The organism is Alterinioella sp. (assembly GCF_058343375.1).
In genome coordinates, this window is the sequence record NZ_JBTUJH010000093.1 from 1 (window position 1) to 18,477 (window position 18,477).

The following is an 18,477-nucleotide window of genomic DNA, read 5'->3' on the forward strand; positions in this document are numbered from 1 at the left end:
CGTGGCTGCATTCGCCCGGGCTGAGGATCTGCCGGCCGCCCCTGATGCCTGTTTCATCGGGGTCAATCGGAACGCCACAGTAGAGGCGGTTCGGTTGCTGTCGGATATGGGGGCCGGCGGCGCGGTCTGCTTTGCATCGGGGTTTTCCGAGGCGCGGGACGAGATGACCGATGGCCCGGATCTGCAGGCCGCGCTGCTGGCGGCGGCGGGCGACATGCCCATCCTCGGCCCCAATTGTTACGGCTATATCAACTATCTCGACGGCGCGCTTTTATGGCCCGATCAACATGGCGGCAAACGGGTCGATCGCGGCGTTGCCATCCTGACGCAAAGTTCGAACATCGCCATCAACCTGACCATGCAGAGGCGCGGGTTACCGCTTGGGTTTATTGCGACGGTGGGCAATCAGGCGCAGATCGGGATGGCAGAGATCGGCCAGGTTCTGCTGCGCGACCCACGGGTTACAGCGCTTGGCCTGCATATCGAGGGCATCGGCGATCTGCGCGCCTTCGAGGCCCTGGCGGCCACCGCGCGGGCCTTGGGCAAGCGCATCATCGCGTTGAAGGCGGGACGGTCCGAACAGGCGCGCATGGCCGCGATTTCGCACACGGCATCGCTTGCCGGCAGCGATGCGGGCGCGCGGGCATTCCTGGCGCGGCTTGGCGTGGGGCAGGTGACATCCCTGACCGAATTGCTGGAGGCGCTCAAGCTATGCCATGTCACCGGCGGGCTGGCCTCGAACCGGATCGCCTCGGCATCCTGCTCGGGCGGAGAGGCCAGCCTGATGGCCGATGCAGCACAAGGGCGGGGCGTGGAATTTCCGCCGCTGAACCGGGCCCAGAAACGCGATCTGCGCGCCGTGCTCGGGCCCCGGGTCGCGCTGGCCAATCCGTTGGATTACCACACCTATATCTGGGGCGATGAGGCGGCGCAGATTCGGGCCTTTTGCGCCTTGATGGACCCGTCTCTGGCGCTTGGCTGTCTGGTGCTGGATTTCCCGCGCCCCGACCGGTGTTCGTCAGACGGTTGGGATGGCGTATTGCGCGCCGCCAAAGCCACGCAAGAGGCGCGCGGCGTGCCGATGGCGCTGGTCTCAAGCCTGCCCGAATCCCTGCCCGAACCGGTCTGCGAGGCGATGATGGCCCAGGGCGTGGCCCCGCTATGCGGGCTGTCTGACGCGATCGCCGCTATTGAGGTGGCAGCGATGGAACTGCCCGCCATGTCGGCACCGGTTCTGTTGCCGCAAGCGGTTGAATACACGTGTGTTTTAACAGAAGGGGCCGCCAAATCCGCTTTGGCCGAATATGGGCTTTCCGTGCCCGTTTCCCGCCATGTCTCCCGGACCGAGGCCGCCCACGCGGCGGTTGAAATCGGGTTTCCCGTCGTGCTCAAGGGGGTCGGCCTGGCCCATAAGACCGAAGCCGGTGCCGTGGCCCTGAACCTGACCAGCGCAGGGGCGGTGCGCGACGCGGCCGATGCCATGCCGGGGGACGCGTTTTTGCTGGAAGAAATGGTCACCGATGGGGTGGCCGAATTGCTGCTGGGCGTGGTGCTGGACCCGGCGCATGGCTATGTGTTGACGCTGGCGGCGGGCGGCGTGTTGAGCGAGGTGATGGCCGATAGCGTGAGCATGCTGTTGCCGGTGACGGGGGCAGAGATCGAGGCGGCGCTGATGCGGCTCGGATATGCGCCGGTGCTGACGGGCTATCGCGGCGCGCCGGCGGTGGATATGAAGGCGGTGGTCAAGGCGGTGCTGGCGGTGCAGGATTACGTTGTCGCGCATCGGGGCCGGGTGGCGGAGGTCGAGGTGAACCCGCTGATCTGCACCCCCGACGCGGCCATCGCCGCCGACGCATTGATCAGGGCCAGGGAGTAGAGAAACATGGAAAACCCAATAAAAACAGAGCGTCGCGGCTATGTGTTGGAGGTCACGCTGGATCGCCCCAAGGCCAATGCGATTGACCTTGCGACCAGCCGGATCATGGGCGATGTCTTTACTGATTTCCGCGATGATCCGGATCTGCGGGTCGCGATCATCACCGGCGCGGGCGAGAAATTCTTTTGCCCCGGATGGGATCTGAAAGCGGCGGCCGATGGCGACGCGGTGGATGGCGATTACGGCAAGGGCGGGTTTGGCGGTTTGCAGGAATTGCGCGGGCTGAACAAACCGGTGATTGCGGCGGTGAATGGCATTGCCTGCGGCGGCGGGCTGGAGCTGGCGCTGTCGGCTGATATCATCCTGGCCGCCGATCACGCCCGTTTTGCCCTGCCCGAGATCCGGTCCGGCACGGTTGCCGATGCGGCTTCCGTCAAGCTGCCCAAGCGCATTCCCTATCATATTGCGATGGAAATGCTGTTCACCGGGCGTTGGATCGATGCCGAGGAGGCCTATCGCTGGGGCATGATCAACCAGATCCACCCCGGCGCGCAACTGCTTGATAAGGCGCGTGAAATGGCTGATATCCTGGCCTCTGGCCCGCCGCTCGTCTATGCCGCGATCAAGGAGATCGTGCGCGAGGCGGAGGATAAGAGCTTTCAGGATGCGATGAACCGGATCACCCGCAGCCAGTTCGAGACGGTGGAAAAACTCTACCGCTCCGAGGATCAGCTTGAGGGGGCCAGGGCATTCGCCGAAAAGCGGGATCCGGTCTGGAAGGGGCGGTAAGCATGCTCAACGCCGCGTCGGGCCCTGTGGCAGGGCCCCGGCGCTGGCAGGAATGATCTTACTCTGCCACCGTTCCCGCCTGCAGGCTTTGCACGCCGATATCGCCTTCGCGCGCGGCACGTATCGCCAGGGCCGCTGAATGGGCCCCGGCGGCGGTGGTGAAATAGGGGATCCGGTCATAAAGCGCGACCGAGCGGATCTCGCGGCTGTCTTCGACGGCTTGCGCGCCTTCGGTGGTGTTCAGCACCATCGCGACGCGATTGTCTTTCAGCATATCGACGATGTCGGGGCGGCCCTCATAGACCTTGTTGACCACGTCGCAGGGCAGGTCGTGATCTGACAGCCAAGCCGCGGTGCCGCGGGTGGCGACAAGGCCAAAGCCCAGATCCACAAGGATTTTCGCAGCCTCCAGCATCATCGGGGTCTTGTCGGTATCCTTGATCGAGATAAAGACCAGACCGGATTCGGGCAGTATTGTTCCGGCCCCCATCTGGGCCTTGAGGAAGGCGCGGGGAAACGAGACATCCCAGCCCATCACCTCGCCGGTGGAGCGCATTTCGGGGCCCAGAATGGTGTCGACACCGGGGAAACGGGCAAAGGGCAGCACCGCCTCTTTGACCGAGAACCACGGCATTGCCGGGTCGGCCAGCGTCATCGGATCGGCCATTGGCAGGGTGCCAGGCTTGGCATCGGCCGGGTAGGGGCCGCGATGGGCAAAGCTGCTGAGTTTTTCGCCCGCCATCAGCCGCGCGGCAATCGAGGCGATGGCAGAATCGGTGGCTTTGGCGACGAAAGGCACGGTGCGCGAGGCGCGCGGATTGACCTCGATCAGGAAAATCTCGCCGTCTTTTACCGCAAATTGCACATTCATCAGGCCGACCACATTGAGCCCGCGCGCCAGCGCCACGGTCTGGATGGTCAGCTCGGCGATGATCTCGGGCGGCAGCGAATGCGGCGGCAGGCAACAGGCGCTGTCGCCGGAATGCACGCCGGCCTCCTCGATATGTTGCATGATGCCCGCGACATGGACGTTTTCGCCATCCGAGAGCGCATCGACATCAACCTCGACCGCGCCGGAAAGATAGCTGTCGAGCAGGACGGGGCTGTCGCCGGACACCACCACGGCCTCGGAAATATAGCGTTCGAGCTGGGCGGTATCGCGCACGATTTCCATGGCGCGGCCGCCAAGCACGTAAGAGGGGCGGATGACCAGCGGATAGCCCAGTTTTTCTGCTGCCTCGCGGGCCTGCTGATCGGTGGATGCGATGGCGTTGACGGGCTGTTTCAGACCCAATCTGTTGACCAGATCCTGAAATCTTTCGCGGTCTTCGGCCAGATCAATGGCGTCGGGCGAGGTGCCGAGGATGGGAATCCCGGCCTCTTGCAGCGCATTGGCCAGTTTCAGCGGTGTCTGGCCGCCGAACTGAACGATGACGCCGTGCAGGGTGCCGCTTTCCTGCTCGACGCGCATGATCTCCATCACATGTTCAAAGGTGAGGGGTTCGAAATAGAGCCGGTCGGAGGTGTCGTAATCGGTGCTGACGGTTTCCGGGTTGCAGTTGATCATGATCGTCTCATAGCCCGCATCGGTCAGGGCATAGCAGGCATGACAGCAGCAATAGTCAAATTCGATGCCCTGACCGATCCGGTTGGGTCCACCGCCCAAAATCACGATTTTCCGGGCGTTTGAGGGGCGAGCCTCACATTCTGCTTCACCCATGACGCTGTGTTCATAAGTTGAATACATGTAAGGCGTCTGCGCCTCGAACTCTGCCGCGCAAGTGTCGATCCGCTTGAATTGCGCGACCACGCCAAGATTGATCCGGGCGCGGCGCACATTGGCCTCATCGCGGCCCGTCAGTTTGGCCAGACGGGCATCGGTAAAGCCCATCATCTTGAGCGCGCGCAGGCCGTCTTCGGTCACGGGCAGGCCGTTTTTGCGAATACCGGCCTCTGTGTCGACGATCTCGCGGATGCGCGCGAGGAACCAGGGGTCGAACGCGGTGATGGCCTGGATCTCGTCATCCGACAGGCCTTCGCGCATGGCCTGCGCGATGACCCGGATACGGTCGGGGGTCTGTTCGCTGAGCGCTTTGGACACGGCCGCCTTGTCGGGGGCGCCGGGGATGTCGATCTCGTCAAACCCGGTCAGGCCGGTTTCCATCGAGGCCAGCGCCTTTTGCAGGCTTTCATGGATGGTGCGGCCGATGGCCATCGCCTCGCCCACCGATTTCATGGCCGTGGTCAGATATGGTTTTGCGCCGGGAAATTTTTCAAAGGCAAAGCGCGGGATCTTGGTGACGACATAATCGATGGTCGGCTCGAAGGATGCGGGCGTGACCTTGGTGATGTCATTGTCCAGCTCATCGAGCGTATAGCCCACGGCAAGTTTGGCGGCGATCTTGGCGATCGGGAAGCCGGTGGCCTTGGAGGCCAGCGCCGAGGACCGGCTGACGCGCGGATTCATCTCGATCACCACCATGCGGCCGTCTTCGGGGTTGATGGCCCATTGCACGTTGGAGCCGCCGGTCTCCACCCCAATCTCACGCAGCACGGCAATCGAGCCGTTGCGCATGATCTGATATTCCTTGTCGGTCAGGGTCAGGGCGGGTGCGACGGTGATGGAATCGCCGGTATGGACGCCCATCGGATCGATGTTTTCGATGGCACAGACGATGATGCAATTGTCGGCCGAGTCGCGCACCACCTCCATCTCGAACTCTTTCCAGCCAAGCAGCGATTCATCGATCAGAATCTGACCCACCGGCGAGGCATCCATGCCCGAGCGGCAGAAATGTTCGTAATCTTCCCGGTTATAGGCCACCCCGCCGCCGGTTCCGCCCAGTGTGTAGGCGGGGCGGATGATGGCGGGCAGGCCGATATCGTCCAATGCATCCAGCGCGATACGCAGGCCGGCATCAAGGTCGGACCTGCCGTTTTCCAGCTTTGGCGCGGTCACGATCGTGGCTTTGGGGTTCTCGATGCCCAACCGGTCCATCGCCTCGCGGAACAGCTTGCGATCTTCGGCCATTTCGATGGCCTCGCGCTTGGCCCCGATCATCTCGACGCCGAATTTCTCCAGCACGCCCATTTCTTCCAGCGCCAGGCTGGTATTCAGCCCGGTCTGGCCGCCCATCGTGGGCAACAGCGCGTCGGGGCGTTCTTTCTCGATGATCTTGGCGACAATCTCGGGCGTGATCGGCTCGATATAGGTGGCATCGGCCAGGCCGGGATCGGTCATGATCGTGGCCGGGTTCGAATTGACCAGAATGACCCGGTAGCCTTCCTCGCGCAGGGCCTTGCAGGCCTGGGTTCCGGAATAATCAAACTCACAGGCCTGACCGATGACGATGGGCCCCGCGCCGATAATCATGATGGATTGGATATCGGTTCTTTTTGGCATCAAGGCATCCCCGGCGGCAATCAGGTGAACGCGGCGGAAGAAATGGAGCCTCCGGCGCGCAAATTCTTCTGCGTTTTAGGGATTACGGGGGGCGGCGCAAGGGGGGGTGGGCAGGAATCTTGCCGGGCCTTGCATCCATTGCTGTTGGGGCGGGGCAAAACACGCTAGAGACCGGCCAATGGAATCATCGGGTCAGGGCCGGCACCGCAATGCGCATTACGTTTGATCACGGGCCGGATGGCACCCGCGCCGGGTTCGAGGGCCCGCGCGCGATGATCGTGGCACGTGACACCGCCGATGTGCCGGGCGCGCTGGCGGCGCTGGATGCGGCGCGCGCCGAAGGGTTCTGGCTGGCGGGCTATGCGAGCTATGAGCTGGGCTATGCGCTGGAGCCGCGCCTGGCCCCCCTGATGCCCGCGAATCGGCGCTTGCCCTTGATCTCGTTCGGGGTTTTTGACGGGCCGGTGGCGGCCGGAGCGACACCGGCCACGACATTGCGACCTGTATACATCGCCGCAAGGTGGAGTCCGCGACGCTATGGCGATGCCTTTGCCGCGCTGCATGCGCTGATCGGGGCGGGCGATCTGTATCAGGCCAATCTGACCTTTCCGATGGATCTTGACTTGGCCGGATCCAGTGCCGCGGCGCTGTATCAGGCAATGATGGTGCATCAGCCGGTCAACCATGGCGTGTTGATCGAGCAGGCCGACGGCCCCGATATCGCGTCGCGCAGCCCCGAGCTTTTTTTCCGCACCGATGCGGGCGGGCGCATTCAGACGCGGCCGATGAAGGGCACGGCCCCGCGCGGCAATGACCCGCAGGAAGATGCGCGGGCGCGCGACGCGCTGGCGGTGGATGAAAAGAATCAGGCCGAAAACCTGATGATCGTGGATCTGCTGCGCAATGATATCGCACGGGTCTGTCAGCCTGGATCGGTGCGGGTGCCGGAGCTGTTCAAGGTCGAGACCTATGCCACGGTGCATCAGATGGTCTCGCAGATCGAAGGCCGCCTGAGCGCAGGCGTCACATTGTCTGATATTCTGCGCGCGCTTTTCCCCTGCGGATCGGTGACCGGCGCGCCGAAACTGCGCGCCATGCAGGTGATCCGCGATCTGGAACCCTGGCCGCGCGAGATCTATTGCGGCTCGATCGGGTGGGCGGCCCCCGATGGACGGTCCGAGTTCAATGTTGCCATCCGCACCGTATTGCGCGAAAAATCAGGCCGTTCCGTAGTAAATGTCGGGGGCGGCGTGATCTGGGACAGCACCGCCCCATCTGAGTATGAGGAGGCGTTGTGGAAAGCTCGTTTTCTGACCCGGTTCCACCCGGAACCCGCCTGATCGAAACCTTTGGCTGGCATCCCGGGCGCGGTGTTGCCCGGCTTGAGGCGCATCTGGCGCGGCTGTCAAGCTCGGCCCGCCTGTTCGGCTTTCCGGTCGATCACGCCCATATTTTCGCCCTGATCGCAGGCCTGTCGGGCGACAGAGCGTTGCGCTGTCGGCTGACCCTGGGCCGTGACGGGGTGGCCGATCTGACCTGGTCCCATCTGCCCGCTGCGTCGCAACGGCCCTGGCGGGTCGGGTTTGCCGGCCCGCGCCTGGACGCCTCGGATGTCTGGCTGCGCCACAAGACCACGCAGCGCGCCCTGTATGACCGCGCCCGCGACCATCTGCCCGCCGGCATTGACGAGCTTTTGTTCCTGAATGACCGCGGTGAGATTTGTGAAGGCACGATCACCAGCCTCTTTGTCACCTGTGCCGATGGCCGCCGGGTGACGCCGCCGCTAAGTTCCGGCTGCCTGCCGGGGATCTTGCGGGCCGAATTGCTGGCCGGCGGCGCGGTGGCGGAGGCGGTGGTCACGCCCGACATGCTGGACAGCGCCACCGCGTTGCATCTGGGCAATGCGCTGCGCGGCGAGATCCCGGCCGTGATGGCGCATCTTGCCGGGGGTTATTCCGCCATATAGGCGCGGGTCAGCGGCACGGCGTCCTGGGCGCGGGCCAGTTGCACCTGAAACACGCATTGGCGGCCATGGCGAAAGGTCATTTCACTGGCGGCAAGGTAGAAGCGCCACATGCGCACGAACCGGTCGTCATAAAGCGCTGCCGCCTGGTCCGATTTCGCCTCGAACCGGTCCTGCCAATGTTTCAGCGTTTCGGCGTAATGCAGCCGCCAGATCTCTATATCGGTCTGATAGAGCCCTGCCTTTTCAAAGGCCTGGCTCATTTCGGACAAGGCCGGGACATAGCCGCCGGGAAAGATGTATTTTGTGATCCAGGGGCTTGTGGTGCCGGGCGGCGCGGCGCGCCCGATAGTGTGGATCAGCGCCACGCCGCTATCTGCCAGCCGGTTGCGCACGACGTCGAAATACTGCCGGTAATGCGGCACGCCGACATGTTCGAACATGCCGACCGAGACGATGCGGTCGAACTGTCCGGTCACAGCGCGGTAATCTTTCAGTTCGAACCGGACCCGGTCTGAAAGCCCCTCGGCCCGGGCGCGTTCGGTGGCCCAGGCATGTTGTTCGCTCGACAGCGTCACGCCCAGAACCTCGACCCCGTGATCGCGCGCCAGGCTCAGCGCCAGCCCGCCCCATCCGCTGCCGATCTCGAACACGCGCATCCCCGGGCGAAGGCAGAGCTTTTTGGCAATATGCGCTTTTTTGGCGGCTTGCGCGTCCTCAAGGCTGAGGTCGGGTCGGGTGAAATACGCACAGGAATATTGCCGGTCCGAATCCAGGAACAGATCATAGAGCCGCGCCGAAAGATCATAGTGATGCGCCACGTTTTCGCGGGCCCGGTGGGCCGGGTTCCATTGATCGAACCGGCGCCGGGCCCGGCGCATCCAATAGGTCGACCGGCGCCACCACAGATGGTTTGAACGCTCGGCATTCATCGCCAGAAAGGCCAGAAACCCGCGCAGGTCATCGCCCTCAAGCGTAAGATCGCCGTTCATATAGCCTTCGCCCAGGGCCATTTCAGTGCTCAGCACCAGTTTGCGGGGCAGATCGGGCGTGCGAAACTGCATCGCCACCTGCGGCCCCGGCGCGCCCCCATAGCTGCGCCTTTGACCATTCGCCAGGGTCACGTCAAGGCGACCCACACTGACGAAGCTGCGCATCATATGGTCAAAAAGACGCTCCCACATTGACCCGCTTCCTTTCTGTCCCCTTATATGTTCCGGTCTTTTAGAGCTTGTAGAGTGCCGAATTCTGCGGCAAATACAAGCGTTTGCCATTGGGCTTTGCGCAATGGGTCGTCACCTGCGCGTCTGATGCCTTGACTTCCCGGCTCTGAGGCGCTGTATCGGCGCGGTGATATTCCAGCCCCGAAGGGACCCCCCCCATGCACGCCTATCGCAGCCAGACTTGCGCCGAATTGACCAAAGACAATGTTGGCGAAACCGTGCGCCTGTCGGGATGGGTGCACCGCGTGCGCGACCATGGCGGCGTGTTGTTCATCGACTTGCGCGACCATTACGGCATCACGCAGGTCATCGCCGATGGCGACAGCCCGGTCTTTGCTGATCTCGAAAATATCCGGTCCGAATTCTGCATCCGCATCGACGGCATCGTTCTGGCGCGCGACCCGAGCCTGATAAACCCGACCCTGCCCACCGGTGAGGTCGAGGTTTTCGCGCGCGGTCTGGAGGTGCTTGGCGCATCGCAGGAGCTGCCGCTGATGGTATTCGGCGATCAGGAATATCCGGAGGAAACCCGCCTGCGCTATCGCTTTCTTGATCTGCGCCGGGAAAAGATGCAGGCCAATATGAAGCTGCGCTCCGATGTTGTCCGATCAATCCGGCAACGCATGTGGGCCAAGGGTTTCAACGAGTTCCAGACCCCGATCATCACCGCCTCCAGCCCGGAAGGTGCGCGTGATTTTCTGGTGCCGAGCCGCCAGCATCCGGGCCGGTTCTACGCCCTGCCGCAGGCCCCGCAGCAATTCAAGCAGCTGTTGATGGTGTCGGGCTTTGACAAATATTTCCAGATCGCGCCCTGTTTTCGCGACGAAGACCCGCGCGCCGACCGTTCGCCCACCGATTTCTACCAGTTGGACATGGAGATGTCCTTTGTCACGCAGCAGGATGTGTTCGACACCATCCAGCCGGTGATCGAGGGGATTTTCGAGGAGTTCGGCGGCGGTCACAAGGTCGATAAACTGTGGCCGCAGATCTCTTACAAGGATGCGGCGCGCTGGTATGGCACTGACAAGCCCGACCTGCGCAACCCGATCAAGATGCAGGATGTGTCGGAGCATTTTCGCGGCGGCGGCTTTGCCATTTTTGCCAGGCTTCTGGAGCATGAAGGCACGGAAATCCGCGCCATTCCGGCCCATGGCGGCGGCAGCCGCAAATTCTGTGATCGGATGAACAAGTTCGCACAGGAACAGGGTCTGCCGGGGATGGGGTATATTTTCTGGCGCGACGGTGAAAACGGCACCGAAGCCGCCGGCCCGCTGGCCAAGAATATCGGGCCGGAACGCACCGAGGCCATCCGCCTGCAACTGGGCCTGGGCAAAGGCGATGCGGCGTTTTTCCTGGGTGGCAAGCCGTCGGTCTTTGAGGCCGTTGCCGGCCGCGCCCGTGTGGTGATCGGCGATGAGCTGGGCCTGACCGAACAAAACCGGTTCGCGTTCTGCTGGATCGTCGATTTCCCTCTCTATGAGGCCGATGAGGAAACCGGCAAGATCGACTTTTCCCATAACCCGTTTTCGATGCCGCAGGGCGGAATGGCGGCGTTGCAGGGCGACCCGCTGGAGGCTCTGGGCTATCAGTATGACCTGGCCTGTAACGGCTATGAGCTGGTGTCGGGGGCGATTCGGAACCACCAGCCCGAGATCATGTTCAAGGCGTTCGAACTGGCGGGATATGATGAGGCGGAAGTGCGCAAGCGTTTTGGCGGCCTGGTCAATGCCTTCACCTATGGCGCGCCGCCGCATGGCGGATGTGCGGCCGGGATCGACCGGATCGTGATGCTCTTGGCCGATGAGGCCAATATCCGCGAGGTCATCCTGTTTCCGATGAACCAGCGCGCCGAAGATCTGATGATGGATGCCCCATCCGAGCCGGCAGCCGAACAGTTGATGGAACTGGGCCTGCGCGTTATCCCGCAAGATTAGCGGCGCGGGCCAGATATCGTTTCGGGCTGGCGTGCAGCGGCGCTAGGGTGATGGCGAACAACCTGCTCGGACCCCACCCCATGACCAGCCGCGCGACGCTTGCCCAGATACGGTTCGGCACCGGATTGCGCCCGGGCCTTCGCCTGCCTGATCCCGAGGCGCTGATCGAGCGGCTGACCGGCCCCGACCGGATGGCGCAGAGCTACCGCCAGGAAGATTTCGCCACCCGCGCCCTTGCCGCGCAGGCCTATCGGTCGGAATTGCGCGCCGCGCGCGGGGCCGAAAACGGGGCCGAACGTCGGGCCGCGGCGCGCGGTATCATGCGCGCGGCCAGGTCCCGGCAGCTGGCCATATCGCTGGCCCGCGGGGTAGCGACCGAAGATGGCTTGCGCGAACGTCTGGCATGGTTCTGGGCCGATCACTTCACCACCGTGGGCCAGCGCGCGGTGATGCAGGGCTCGATCTCGGCCTATATCGACGCGGCCATTCGCCCGCATCTGGCCGGGCGGTTCGGGGACATGCTGGAGGCGGCAATCCTGCATCCGGTGATGATCCTCTACCTCGATCAGGATGGCTCGATCGGGCCGAATTCGCCAAACGGGTTGGCCCGTGGCCGCGGTCTGAACGAAAACCTGGCGCGCGAATTGCTGGAATTGCATACGCTTGGTGTCAATTCCGGCTACACGCAGCGCGATGTGCGCCAGATGGCCGAGCTTTTGACCGGAATCGGGCTGGCGCGCGGGCGCGAGATGGTGTTTCGCCCCGGCAATGCCGAACCTGGCCCCGAGGAGATTTTGGGCATGCGCTATGGCGGGGCGGGTCCGGCATCGCTGGATGATCTGCGCGACGCCTTGCGCGATTTGGCGCTGCACCCGCAGACGGCCCGGCATCTGAGCACCAAACTGGCGGATTATTTCCTGTCCGACCGACCCGATCCGGGGCTGGTGGACACGATGACGGCGACCTATCTGCAAACCGGCGGCGACCTGGCGGCGGTGATGCAGGCGATGCTGGCCCATGATGCGGCCTGGGCACCCGGACCCGGCCGGGTCAAGCGGCCGTTTCATTTCGTGGTCTCGGGTCTGCGCGCGCTTGGCGTGGTTCCCGACCGGATCGCCCAGGCCCCGCATCGGGCCATAAATCAATGGGCCAATCTTCCGATGGTGGCGATGGGGCAGCGCTGGCAGGGGGCGGCGGGCCCGGACGGGTTTTTCGATGATGACCCGGAATGGATTCATCCAACTGCGCTGGCGGCACGGGTTGGCTGGGCCATGTCGGTGCCATCGCGGATGCGCCGCCGGTTGCCGGATCCGCGCGACTTCGTCACCACCTGTCTGGGCGATACGGCGGGCGAGACCCTGCACTGGGCCGCCGCGCGGGCCGAAACGCGCGCCGAAGGGGTCGGGATCATCCTGGCCTCGCCCGATTTCATGAGGAGCTGACATGGCCACCATGACCCGCCGCGAGATGATGCTGCGATCGGCCGTTCTGGGATGTTCGGCAGCGGCCAGCCCGCTGATCACGCCGGTGGCGCTGGCCTCGCTGCCGACCGAGAACCGCCTGGTGGTGATCATTCTGCGCGGCGCGATGGATGGGCTGGACGTGATCCAGCCCTATGGCGATCCGGGCCTGGCGGCGGCCCGGCCGGGGTTTGAGATCGGCCCGGCCAATGGGGCCCGCGACCTGGACGGGTTCTTTGCGCTGCATCCGGGGTTGCAAGACCTCGCGCCGCTCTGGCAGGCGGGCGAGTTGGGGTTTGCGCATGCCGTTTCGACCCCCTATCGCAATGCGCGCAGCCATTTCGACGGCCAGGATCTGCTGGAGGCGGGAACGTCTGAAGGTTCTGAGGGAGGGGTGCATGAAAATGGCTGGCTGAACCGTTTTTTGCAAACCTTGCACGGCACGACACGCGAAACCGCGCTGGCCGTGGGTCGGCAGGAGGCACTGATCCTGCGCGGGCCGGCCCCGTCGGTGTCATGGTCGCCCGCCTCGCGCCTGTCATTGTCGCCGGCAACCTCGGATCTGCTGGGGCTGGTCTATCAGGAAGATCCGCTGTTTCAGGCCGCATTTGAGGATGCGCAGTTTTATTCCGACCTGCTTTATGGGGGTTTCGGAGATGCAGGTGGCGATGAGATGATGGCAAATATGGGCGCGATGACCCGAAGCAGCGCGCCTGCCGGAAGCCCCACAGCGATTGCCGATTTCGCCGCCGAACGGCTGCGCGCCGATGCGCGGATCGCCAGTTTCTCGCTTGGCGGCTGGGATACACATCGCGCGCAGCGCGGCTCCCTCCGGCGCGCGCTTGGCCATTTGGCTACCGCGATCTTGCGGCTGCGCGCGGGGCTTGGCCCGGAATGGGACCGCACCACGGTTCTGGCGATGACCGAATTTGGCCGCACCTTGCGGGAAAATGGCAGCGGCGGCACCGATCATGGCACCGGATCGGCGCTGGTAATGGCCGGCGGCGCGCTGCGCGGCGGGCGGGTATTGGGCGATTGGCCGGGGCTGCAGGAGGCCGATCTGTTCGACCGGCGCGACCTGATGCCAACCCGCGACCTGCGCGCCTATGCAGCCTGGGCGATGGCCGGGCTTTTTGGCACCGACCGCGCAACGCTTGAGGGGCAGGTTTTCCCCGGGCTTGATATGGGGGCTGATCCGGGCCTGTTGCGCTGAGCCTTCGGGGGGTGGCGCGACGCGCTCTAAATCAACTTGCTACATGGTTGACTGCGGCTTCTCGACCTTCCCGAAATGCATCTGAAAGCCCGCCGGTATCAAAGCGGCACCAGCGCGAACCGCTTCAGACCGGTGCCATCCCCGCCATTTTCGAGCTGAGCTGCGCCCTGAGGCGCGCGCGATCGCCCTGCGCAAGCTTGCCGGGCAAGGCCTGTGCCGTTTCCAGCAGGCGGGTATCATGGGCCGATCGCGCCAGCCCCAGAAGAAAGCGGCGCAGATACCCCATTGGCGGGCTGTCCTGATCAAGCAATTCCAGCGCATGGGCCAGATCCTCGCGCAGCGCCAATTGATCCGGTTGCAGCACGGTGCCGTCCAGCGGGCGCGGCCCTTGCGGGCGCATATCCTCTGGCAGATGGCGCAAAATCTCGGTCTGGAAGGCGGCCAGGGTATCAACCGGTTTCGGCAGGAAACCATCGGCCCCGACCGCCAGCGCCGATTTCGCCGCAGCCTGACGTTCCGCCCCTGACGTGGCCAGCAGCACGGGCACACGATGCGCGGCGCGGTTCATCTCGGAAATCAGGGACAGGCCGGACCCATCGGGCAGCCCGAGATCGACGATGGCCACCGAGGGCTGGTAGGTTTTCAGATGGCGATGCGCCGAGGCCAGACAATCGGCCCGCCTGATCCGGGCACCGGAGCGCAGGCATAAGAGCCGCAATGCTTCAGATGCGAAACGGCTGTCTTCCACGGCCAGAATGGTCAAGCCCGCAAGGGGCCGCTGTGGCGTCGGTTTCGGGTGGAAGAAAGGCAATTCCTGATCCGGTCTATCTGTGTCGGTGTCCATGTCCAAAAGCCCCCAAGGCGATTCTGTTTTCAATTAGACAGGCTCAAGGTTGACAGTTTGTGAACGCCGGGGCGCGGCGACGCGCCACTTGCCATTTTCTTCCATCACAGCGCATATGCGGCAAAGACCCAAATGAAGGACGCAACAATGATCGGACGGCTGAACCATGTGGCCATCGCGGTGCCGGATCTGGAGGCCGCCAGCGCGCAATATCGCGACACTCTGGGGGCGCATGTGAACCCGCCCCAGGATGAGCCCGACCACGGCGTCACCGTCGTGTTCATCGACTTGCCCAATACCAAGATCGAATTGTTGCACCCGCTGGGTGCCGACAGCCCCATCACGGGCTTTCTTGAGAAAAACCCGTCGGGCGGCATTCACCATATCTGTTACGAGGTCAAAGATATCCTGGCCGCGCGCGACCGGCTGATAGCCGCAGGGGCGCGTGTGCTGGGTGGCGGCGAACCCAAGATCGGGGCCCATGGCAAACCGGTTCTGTTCCTGCATCCCAAGGATTTCACCGGCACGCTTGTAGAACTGGAGCAGATCTGATGGCACCGTTTTCCGCAGGCGTCCTGTTCGCTGTTATTTGGTTCATGACGCTTTTTGTCATCCTGCCGCTGCGCCTGACCACGCAGGGCGAGGCTGGCACAACCGTCAAGGGAACATTGGGTTCGGCACCTGAAAATCCACGGCTCAAACGCAAATTCCTGCAGACCACAGCGATAGCGCTGGTGCTGTGGGGGATTGTCGTGGGCATCATCCTCGGCGGTTGGATCACCATGGAAGATATTGATCTGTTCAGGCGCTTCGGCGGCCCGACCCCTTAGGGGCAGGATCAATAGGTCCTGGCCCTAAGGCGGTGAAACAGGTGGGTGAATGTCGCGGCCCCCAGAATGGGCACCAGAAGGTTGACCACCGGGATCGTCAGCAACACCGCCATCAATACGCCCGCGGCAAAAATCTGCACCCGATTGCGGCGGCGAAACGCTGAGGCCCCGGTGCCATCCAGACGCCGCAGCGCCACCAGTTGCGCATATTCACGGCCAAGCAAAAATCCGTTTACGCCCCAGAATATCAGCGGCGCGAGCGGGGCAAAGAAGATATAGCCAATCAGCGCCAGCAGGTTCACGGCCAGCAGCAGCACCATGAATTTCAACCCATCTGCGACCCCTTCGACAAAACCCACCGCCCGCGCGGGGGGCAAATCTGGGTAATGTAGGTCCTCTACCGCATTTGCGATCCGGTCGAGGAAAATACCGGTAAAGGCCGAGGCCACCGGGATCATCAGAAAGACCGAGGCCAACACCATGACCGGCACCGCCGCCCACCCGATTGCGGTCGAAATGCCGCCGATTTCGCCGATCCAGGGCAGGGTCAGGGTCTCGGGGAAGACCCAGGCGATGAGCTGCGTAAAGAGCCAGTAGACCGCGACCAGCAGGGCCACGGTCAGCGCCAGCCCGGTAAACAGCACAGATGCAAAGCGCCGGTCTGGCAATTGCCTGAGGGCGCGCAGGAAATCACCCAGGATCATTCAGATATCCAGGTGGTGATGCGGGCCAGGTCGGGGCGCGGGCGTTCGGGCGGAACCGCGCCTTCGCGGCCCAGATGAACGAAGCCTGCGACAAATTCATGTGGCGCAAGATCCAGACCACGGGTCAGAAACTCCCGGTCCATTGCCATCCAGCCGGTAAGCCAATTGGCCCCCCACCCGGCGGCAAGGCCTGCATTGACCAGCGCCAGGCACACTGCACCGGCAGACAGGATCTGTTCCACCTGCGGCACTTTTTCCGACTCCGTCGGCCCTGAAATCACGGCAATAACCAGATGGGCCTCGGCAAAGCAGCGGCGCGATTTCTCGAGTTTTTCGGGGTCTATTGCGGCCTCTTCGCCACGGATGCCAGTAAGGATCGCCAACCGCTGACACGCGGCACGCTCCAGCACGATGAAGCGCCAGGGTTCCAGTTTGCCATGGTCAGGGCTGCGCGCTGCCGCCTGCAAAAGGGTCTCGACCATGGCCCGATCAGGGACTGGCAAACCAAGTGTTTTGGCCGGGCGAGACCGGCGGGTCAGTAGAAATTCAAGCACCTCGGGGCGGGGTGACAAGGGGGCAATCTCGGTCATGTCCTACTTTCGCTCGGATCTCTTGCCTTCATGTTGGCGAGGACATCGCGCAGTTCAACCCTTCGGTCCGGTCTGAAAGGCATTGGGGGCCTTGCCCCCGCCCGCCAAAGGCGGCCTCCCCCAGAGTATTTTCACAAAGAAGAAGCGAATTTTAGACGAATTTTATTCATCTTGGAGGAAATACCTCGGGGAGCGCGAGGGGCTGGCCCCTCGCATGGATCGGATTGCGCAGCAATTCGATCCCATTTCAAAAGTAAATCTATGACGCCTTTTTCTTGCGTGCCGGTTTCTTCTTGCCGCCCTTGGCCGCGCGTTCGGCAATCAGTTGAATGGCCATGTCCATGGTCACGTCGGCAGGTTCCGTGCCTTTGGGGATCGTGGCATTGATCTTGTCCCATTTCACGTAGGGACCATAGCGGCCTGCCATTACGTTCACCGGCCCGCCGTTTTCGGGGTGCTCACCCAATTCCTTGAGCGGGGCCACGGCAGACCGCCCACCGCGTTTGGCGGATTTTTCGGCGATCAGCTCCACTGCGCGGTTCATGCCGATGGTAAAGACCTCATCGACCTCTGGCAGATTGGCATAGATCCGGCCGTGTTTTACGAAAGGCCCATACCGACCAATGCCAGCCTCGACCGGTTCGCCATCCTCCGGGTGCACCCCGATCTGGCGCGGCAAGGACAACAGCGTCAGCGCCTTTTCCAGATCCATGGCATCCGCGCTCCAGCCTTTGGGCAGCGATGCGCGCGGTGGTTTCGGGGTTTCTTGCGTTGCCTCACCGCGCTGCACATAGGGTCCGAACCGGCCGGAACGCAGCGTGATGACATCATCCCCGTCTTCGCCCAGAACCTTGTCCCCGGCCTGGGTTTCATTCGCGCCGCCGATCGGCCTCGTATAGCGGCATTCAGGGTAATTGCCGCAGCCAACGAAGCCACCCGTTTTCGAGGTTTTCAAATGCAGTTTGCCGGTGCCGCAAAGCGGGCAGATGCGTGGGTCAGAGCCATCTTCGCGTGGCGGATACAGCTGCGGTGCCAGGGCCGCGTCCAGCTTGTCCAGCACTTCCGTTATGCGCAGCTCAGAGGTTTCAGCGATTGCGGCGGAAAAATCGCGCCAGAACTGGGCCAGAACTTCCTTGTAATCACGCTGGCCTGCCGACACGTCATCCAGCTCTTCCTCCAGATTGGCGGTAAATTCATAGCCGACATATTTGCGGAAGAAATTCAGCAGAAATATCGTTACGATGCGGCCTTTATCCTCTGGAAACAGGCGGTTCTTTTCCTTGCGGACATATTCGCGTTCCTGGATCGTGGTGACGATCGAGGCATAGGTCGAGGGGCGGCCGATGCCCAGCTCTTCCATGCGCTTGACCAGGGTCGCCTCGGTATAGCGGGGCGGCGGCTGGGTGAAGTGCTGCTCAGGCGTGACGCGGCGCTTGTCGGCGGCCTCGCCCTCGGTGATCTGGGGCAGGCGCTTGTCGTCGTCATCGACCACCTTGTCGTCGGGGGTATCGTCGCGCCCTTCCTCGTAGACGCGCATGAAGCCGTCAAACAGCACCACCTGGCCGGTGGCGCGCAGTTGCACCTGGCCATCGGCGCTGGCCACGTCGACCACGGTGCGCTCAAGGCGTGCGCCTTCCATCTGGCTGGC

15 protein-coding genes are annotated in these 18,477 nt (G+C 63.2%); 9 read left to right on the top strand and 6 right to left on the bottom strand.

Going from position 1 to position 18,477, the window contains the following annotated elements; genetic code table 11:
- Window position 1 precedes the first annotated feature (1 nt).
- The gene (locus tag ACW8PS_RS13395) at window positions 2–1,876 is read left to right on the top strand and encodes an acetate--CoA ligase family protein (protein WP_491527986.1); all 1,875 of its coding nucleotides are present in this window, start codon (window positions 2–4) and stop codon (window positions 1,874–1,876) included.
- Between the two features lie 6 nt (window positions 1,877–1,882).
- Window positions 1,883–2,665: a carnitinyl-CoA dehydratase gene (locus ACW8PS_RS13400; RefSeq protein ID WP_491527987.1), complete on the top strand. Its 783-nt coding sequence runs from the start codon at window positions 1,883–1,885 to the stop codon at window positions 2,663–2,665.
- A 58-nt stretch (window positions 2,666–2,723) separates the two neighbouring features.
- Here the strand turns inward: ACW8PS_RS13400 and carB are convergent, their stop codons facing one another.
- The gene (carB, locus tag ACW8PS_RS13405) at window positions 2,724–6,068 is read right to left on the bottom strand and encodes a carbamoyl-phosphate synthase large subunit (RefSeq protein ID WP_491527988.1); all 3,345 of its coding nucleotides are present in this window, start codon (window positions 6,066–6,068) and stop codon (window positions 2,724–2,726) included.
- A 209-nt stretch (window positions 6,069–6,277) separates the two neighbouring features.
- Here carB and ACW8PS_RS13410 point away from each other — a divergent pair, with 209 nt between their 5' ends.
- Both ACW8PS_RS13410 and ACW8PS_RS13415 read left to right on the top strand, forming a co-directional pair.
- Window positions 6,278–7,408: an aminodeoxychorismate synthase component I gene (locus ACW8PS_RS13410; RefSeq protein WP_491527989.1), complete on the top strand. Its 1,131-nt coding sequence runs from the start codon at window positions 6,278–6,280 to the stop codon at window positions 7,406–7,408.
- The gene (locus ACW8PS_RS13415) at window positions 7,363–8,034 is read left to right on the top strand and encodes an aminotransferase class IV family protein (protein ID WP_491527990.1); all 672 of its coding nucleotides are present in this window, start codon (window positions 7,363–7,365) and stop codon (window positions 8,032–8,034) included. Before ACW8PS_RS13410 ends, ACW8PS_RS13415 begins: the two co-directional genes overlap by 46 nt.
- On the opposite strand, the gene ACW8PS_RS13420 is transcribed toward ACW8PS_RS13415, so the two are convergent.
- Window positions 8,019–9,215 (bottom strand): class I SAM-dependent methyltransferase, encoded by a 1,197-nt coding sequence (locus ACW8PS_RS13420; RefSeq protein ID WP_491527991.1) that lies wholly within the window; start codon window positions 9,213–9,215, stop codon window positions 8,019–8,021. The two genes, ACW8PS_RS13415 and ACW8PS_RS13420, sit on opposite strands and share 16 nt — an antisense overlap.
- 197 nt (window positions 9,216–9,412) lie before the next feature.
- On the opposite strand from ACW8PS_RS13420, the gene aspS reads away from it, so the two are divergent.
- From aspS to ACW8PS_RS13435, 3 genes are all read left to right on the top strand, one after another.
- Window positions 9,413–11,188, top strand: a complete 1,776-nt coding sequence (aspS, locus tag ACW8PS_RS13425) for an aspartate--tRNA ligase (protein WP_491527992.1) — start codon at window positions 9,413–9,415, stop codon at window positions 11,186–11,188.
- 80 nt (window positions 11,189–11,268) lie between these two features.
- On the top strand, window positions 11,269–12,630 hold the full coding sequence (locus ACW8PS_RS13430; RefSeq protein WP_491527993.1) for a DUF1800 domain-containing protein: 1,362 nt from the start codon (window positions 11,269–11,271) through the stop codon (window positions 12,628–12,630).
- A 1-nt stretch (window position 12,631) separates the two neighbouring features.
- Entirely contained in the window at window positions 12,632–13,861 is a 1,230-nt protein-coding gene (locus ACW8PS_RS13435) for a DUF1501 domain-containing protein (RefSeq protein ID WP_491527994.1), read from the top strand.
- A gap of 124 nt (window positions 13,862–13,985) precedes the next feature.
- Here ACW8PS_RS13435 and ACW8PS_RS13440 read toward each other — a convergent pair whose 3' ends face one another.
- Window positions 13,986–14,705, bottom strand: coding sequence for a response regulator (locus tag ACW8PS_RS13440; protein ID WP_491527995.1), 720 nt, complete (start codon window positions 14,703–14,705; stop codon window positions 13,986–13,988).
- Between the two features lie 147 nt (window positions 14,706–14,852).
- Between ACW8PS_RS13440 and mce the strand changes: the two genes are divergently transcribed.
- Window positions 14,853–15,257, top strand: coding sequence for a methylmalonyl-CoA epimerase (mce, locus tag ACW8PS_RS13445; protein ID WP_491527996.1), 405 nt, complete (start codon window positions 14,853–14,855; stop codon window positions 15,255–15,257).
- Entirely contained in the window at window positions 15,257–15,535 is a 279-nt protein-coding gene (locus ACW8PS_RS13450) for a DUF1467 family protein (RefSeq protein ID WP_491527997.1), read from the top strand. Before mce ends, ACW8PS_RS13450 begins: the two co-directional genes overlap by 1 nt.
- Before the next feature lie 8 nt (window positions 15,536–15,543).
- On the opposite strand, the gene ACW8PS_RS13455 is transcribed toward ACW8PS_RS13450, so the two are convergent.
- The 3 genes from ACW8PS_RS13455 to ACW8PS_RS13465 form a co-directional block, all read right to left on the bottom strand.
- A complete protein-coding gene (locus ACW8PS_RS13455; RefSeq protein ID WP_491527998.1) occupies window positions 15,544–16,239 on the bottom strand; it encodes an EI24 domain-containing protein in 696 nt (231 codons plus the stop codon).
- Window positions 16,236–16,829, bottom strand: a complete 594-nt coding sequence (locus ACW8PS_RS13460; RefSeq protein ID WP_491527999.1) for a nitroreductase family protein — start codon at window positions 16,827–16,829, stop codon at window positions 16,236–16,238. Before ACW8PS_RS13460 ends, ACW8PS_RS13455 begins: the two co-directional genes overlap by 4 nt.
- 259 nt (window positions 16,830–17,088) lie before the next feature.
- The coding region (locus ACW8PS_RS13465; protein ID WP_491528000.1) for a topoisomerase C-terminal repeat-containing protein at window positions 17,089–18,477 on the bottom strand (1,389 nt) is incomplete at its 5' end.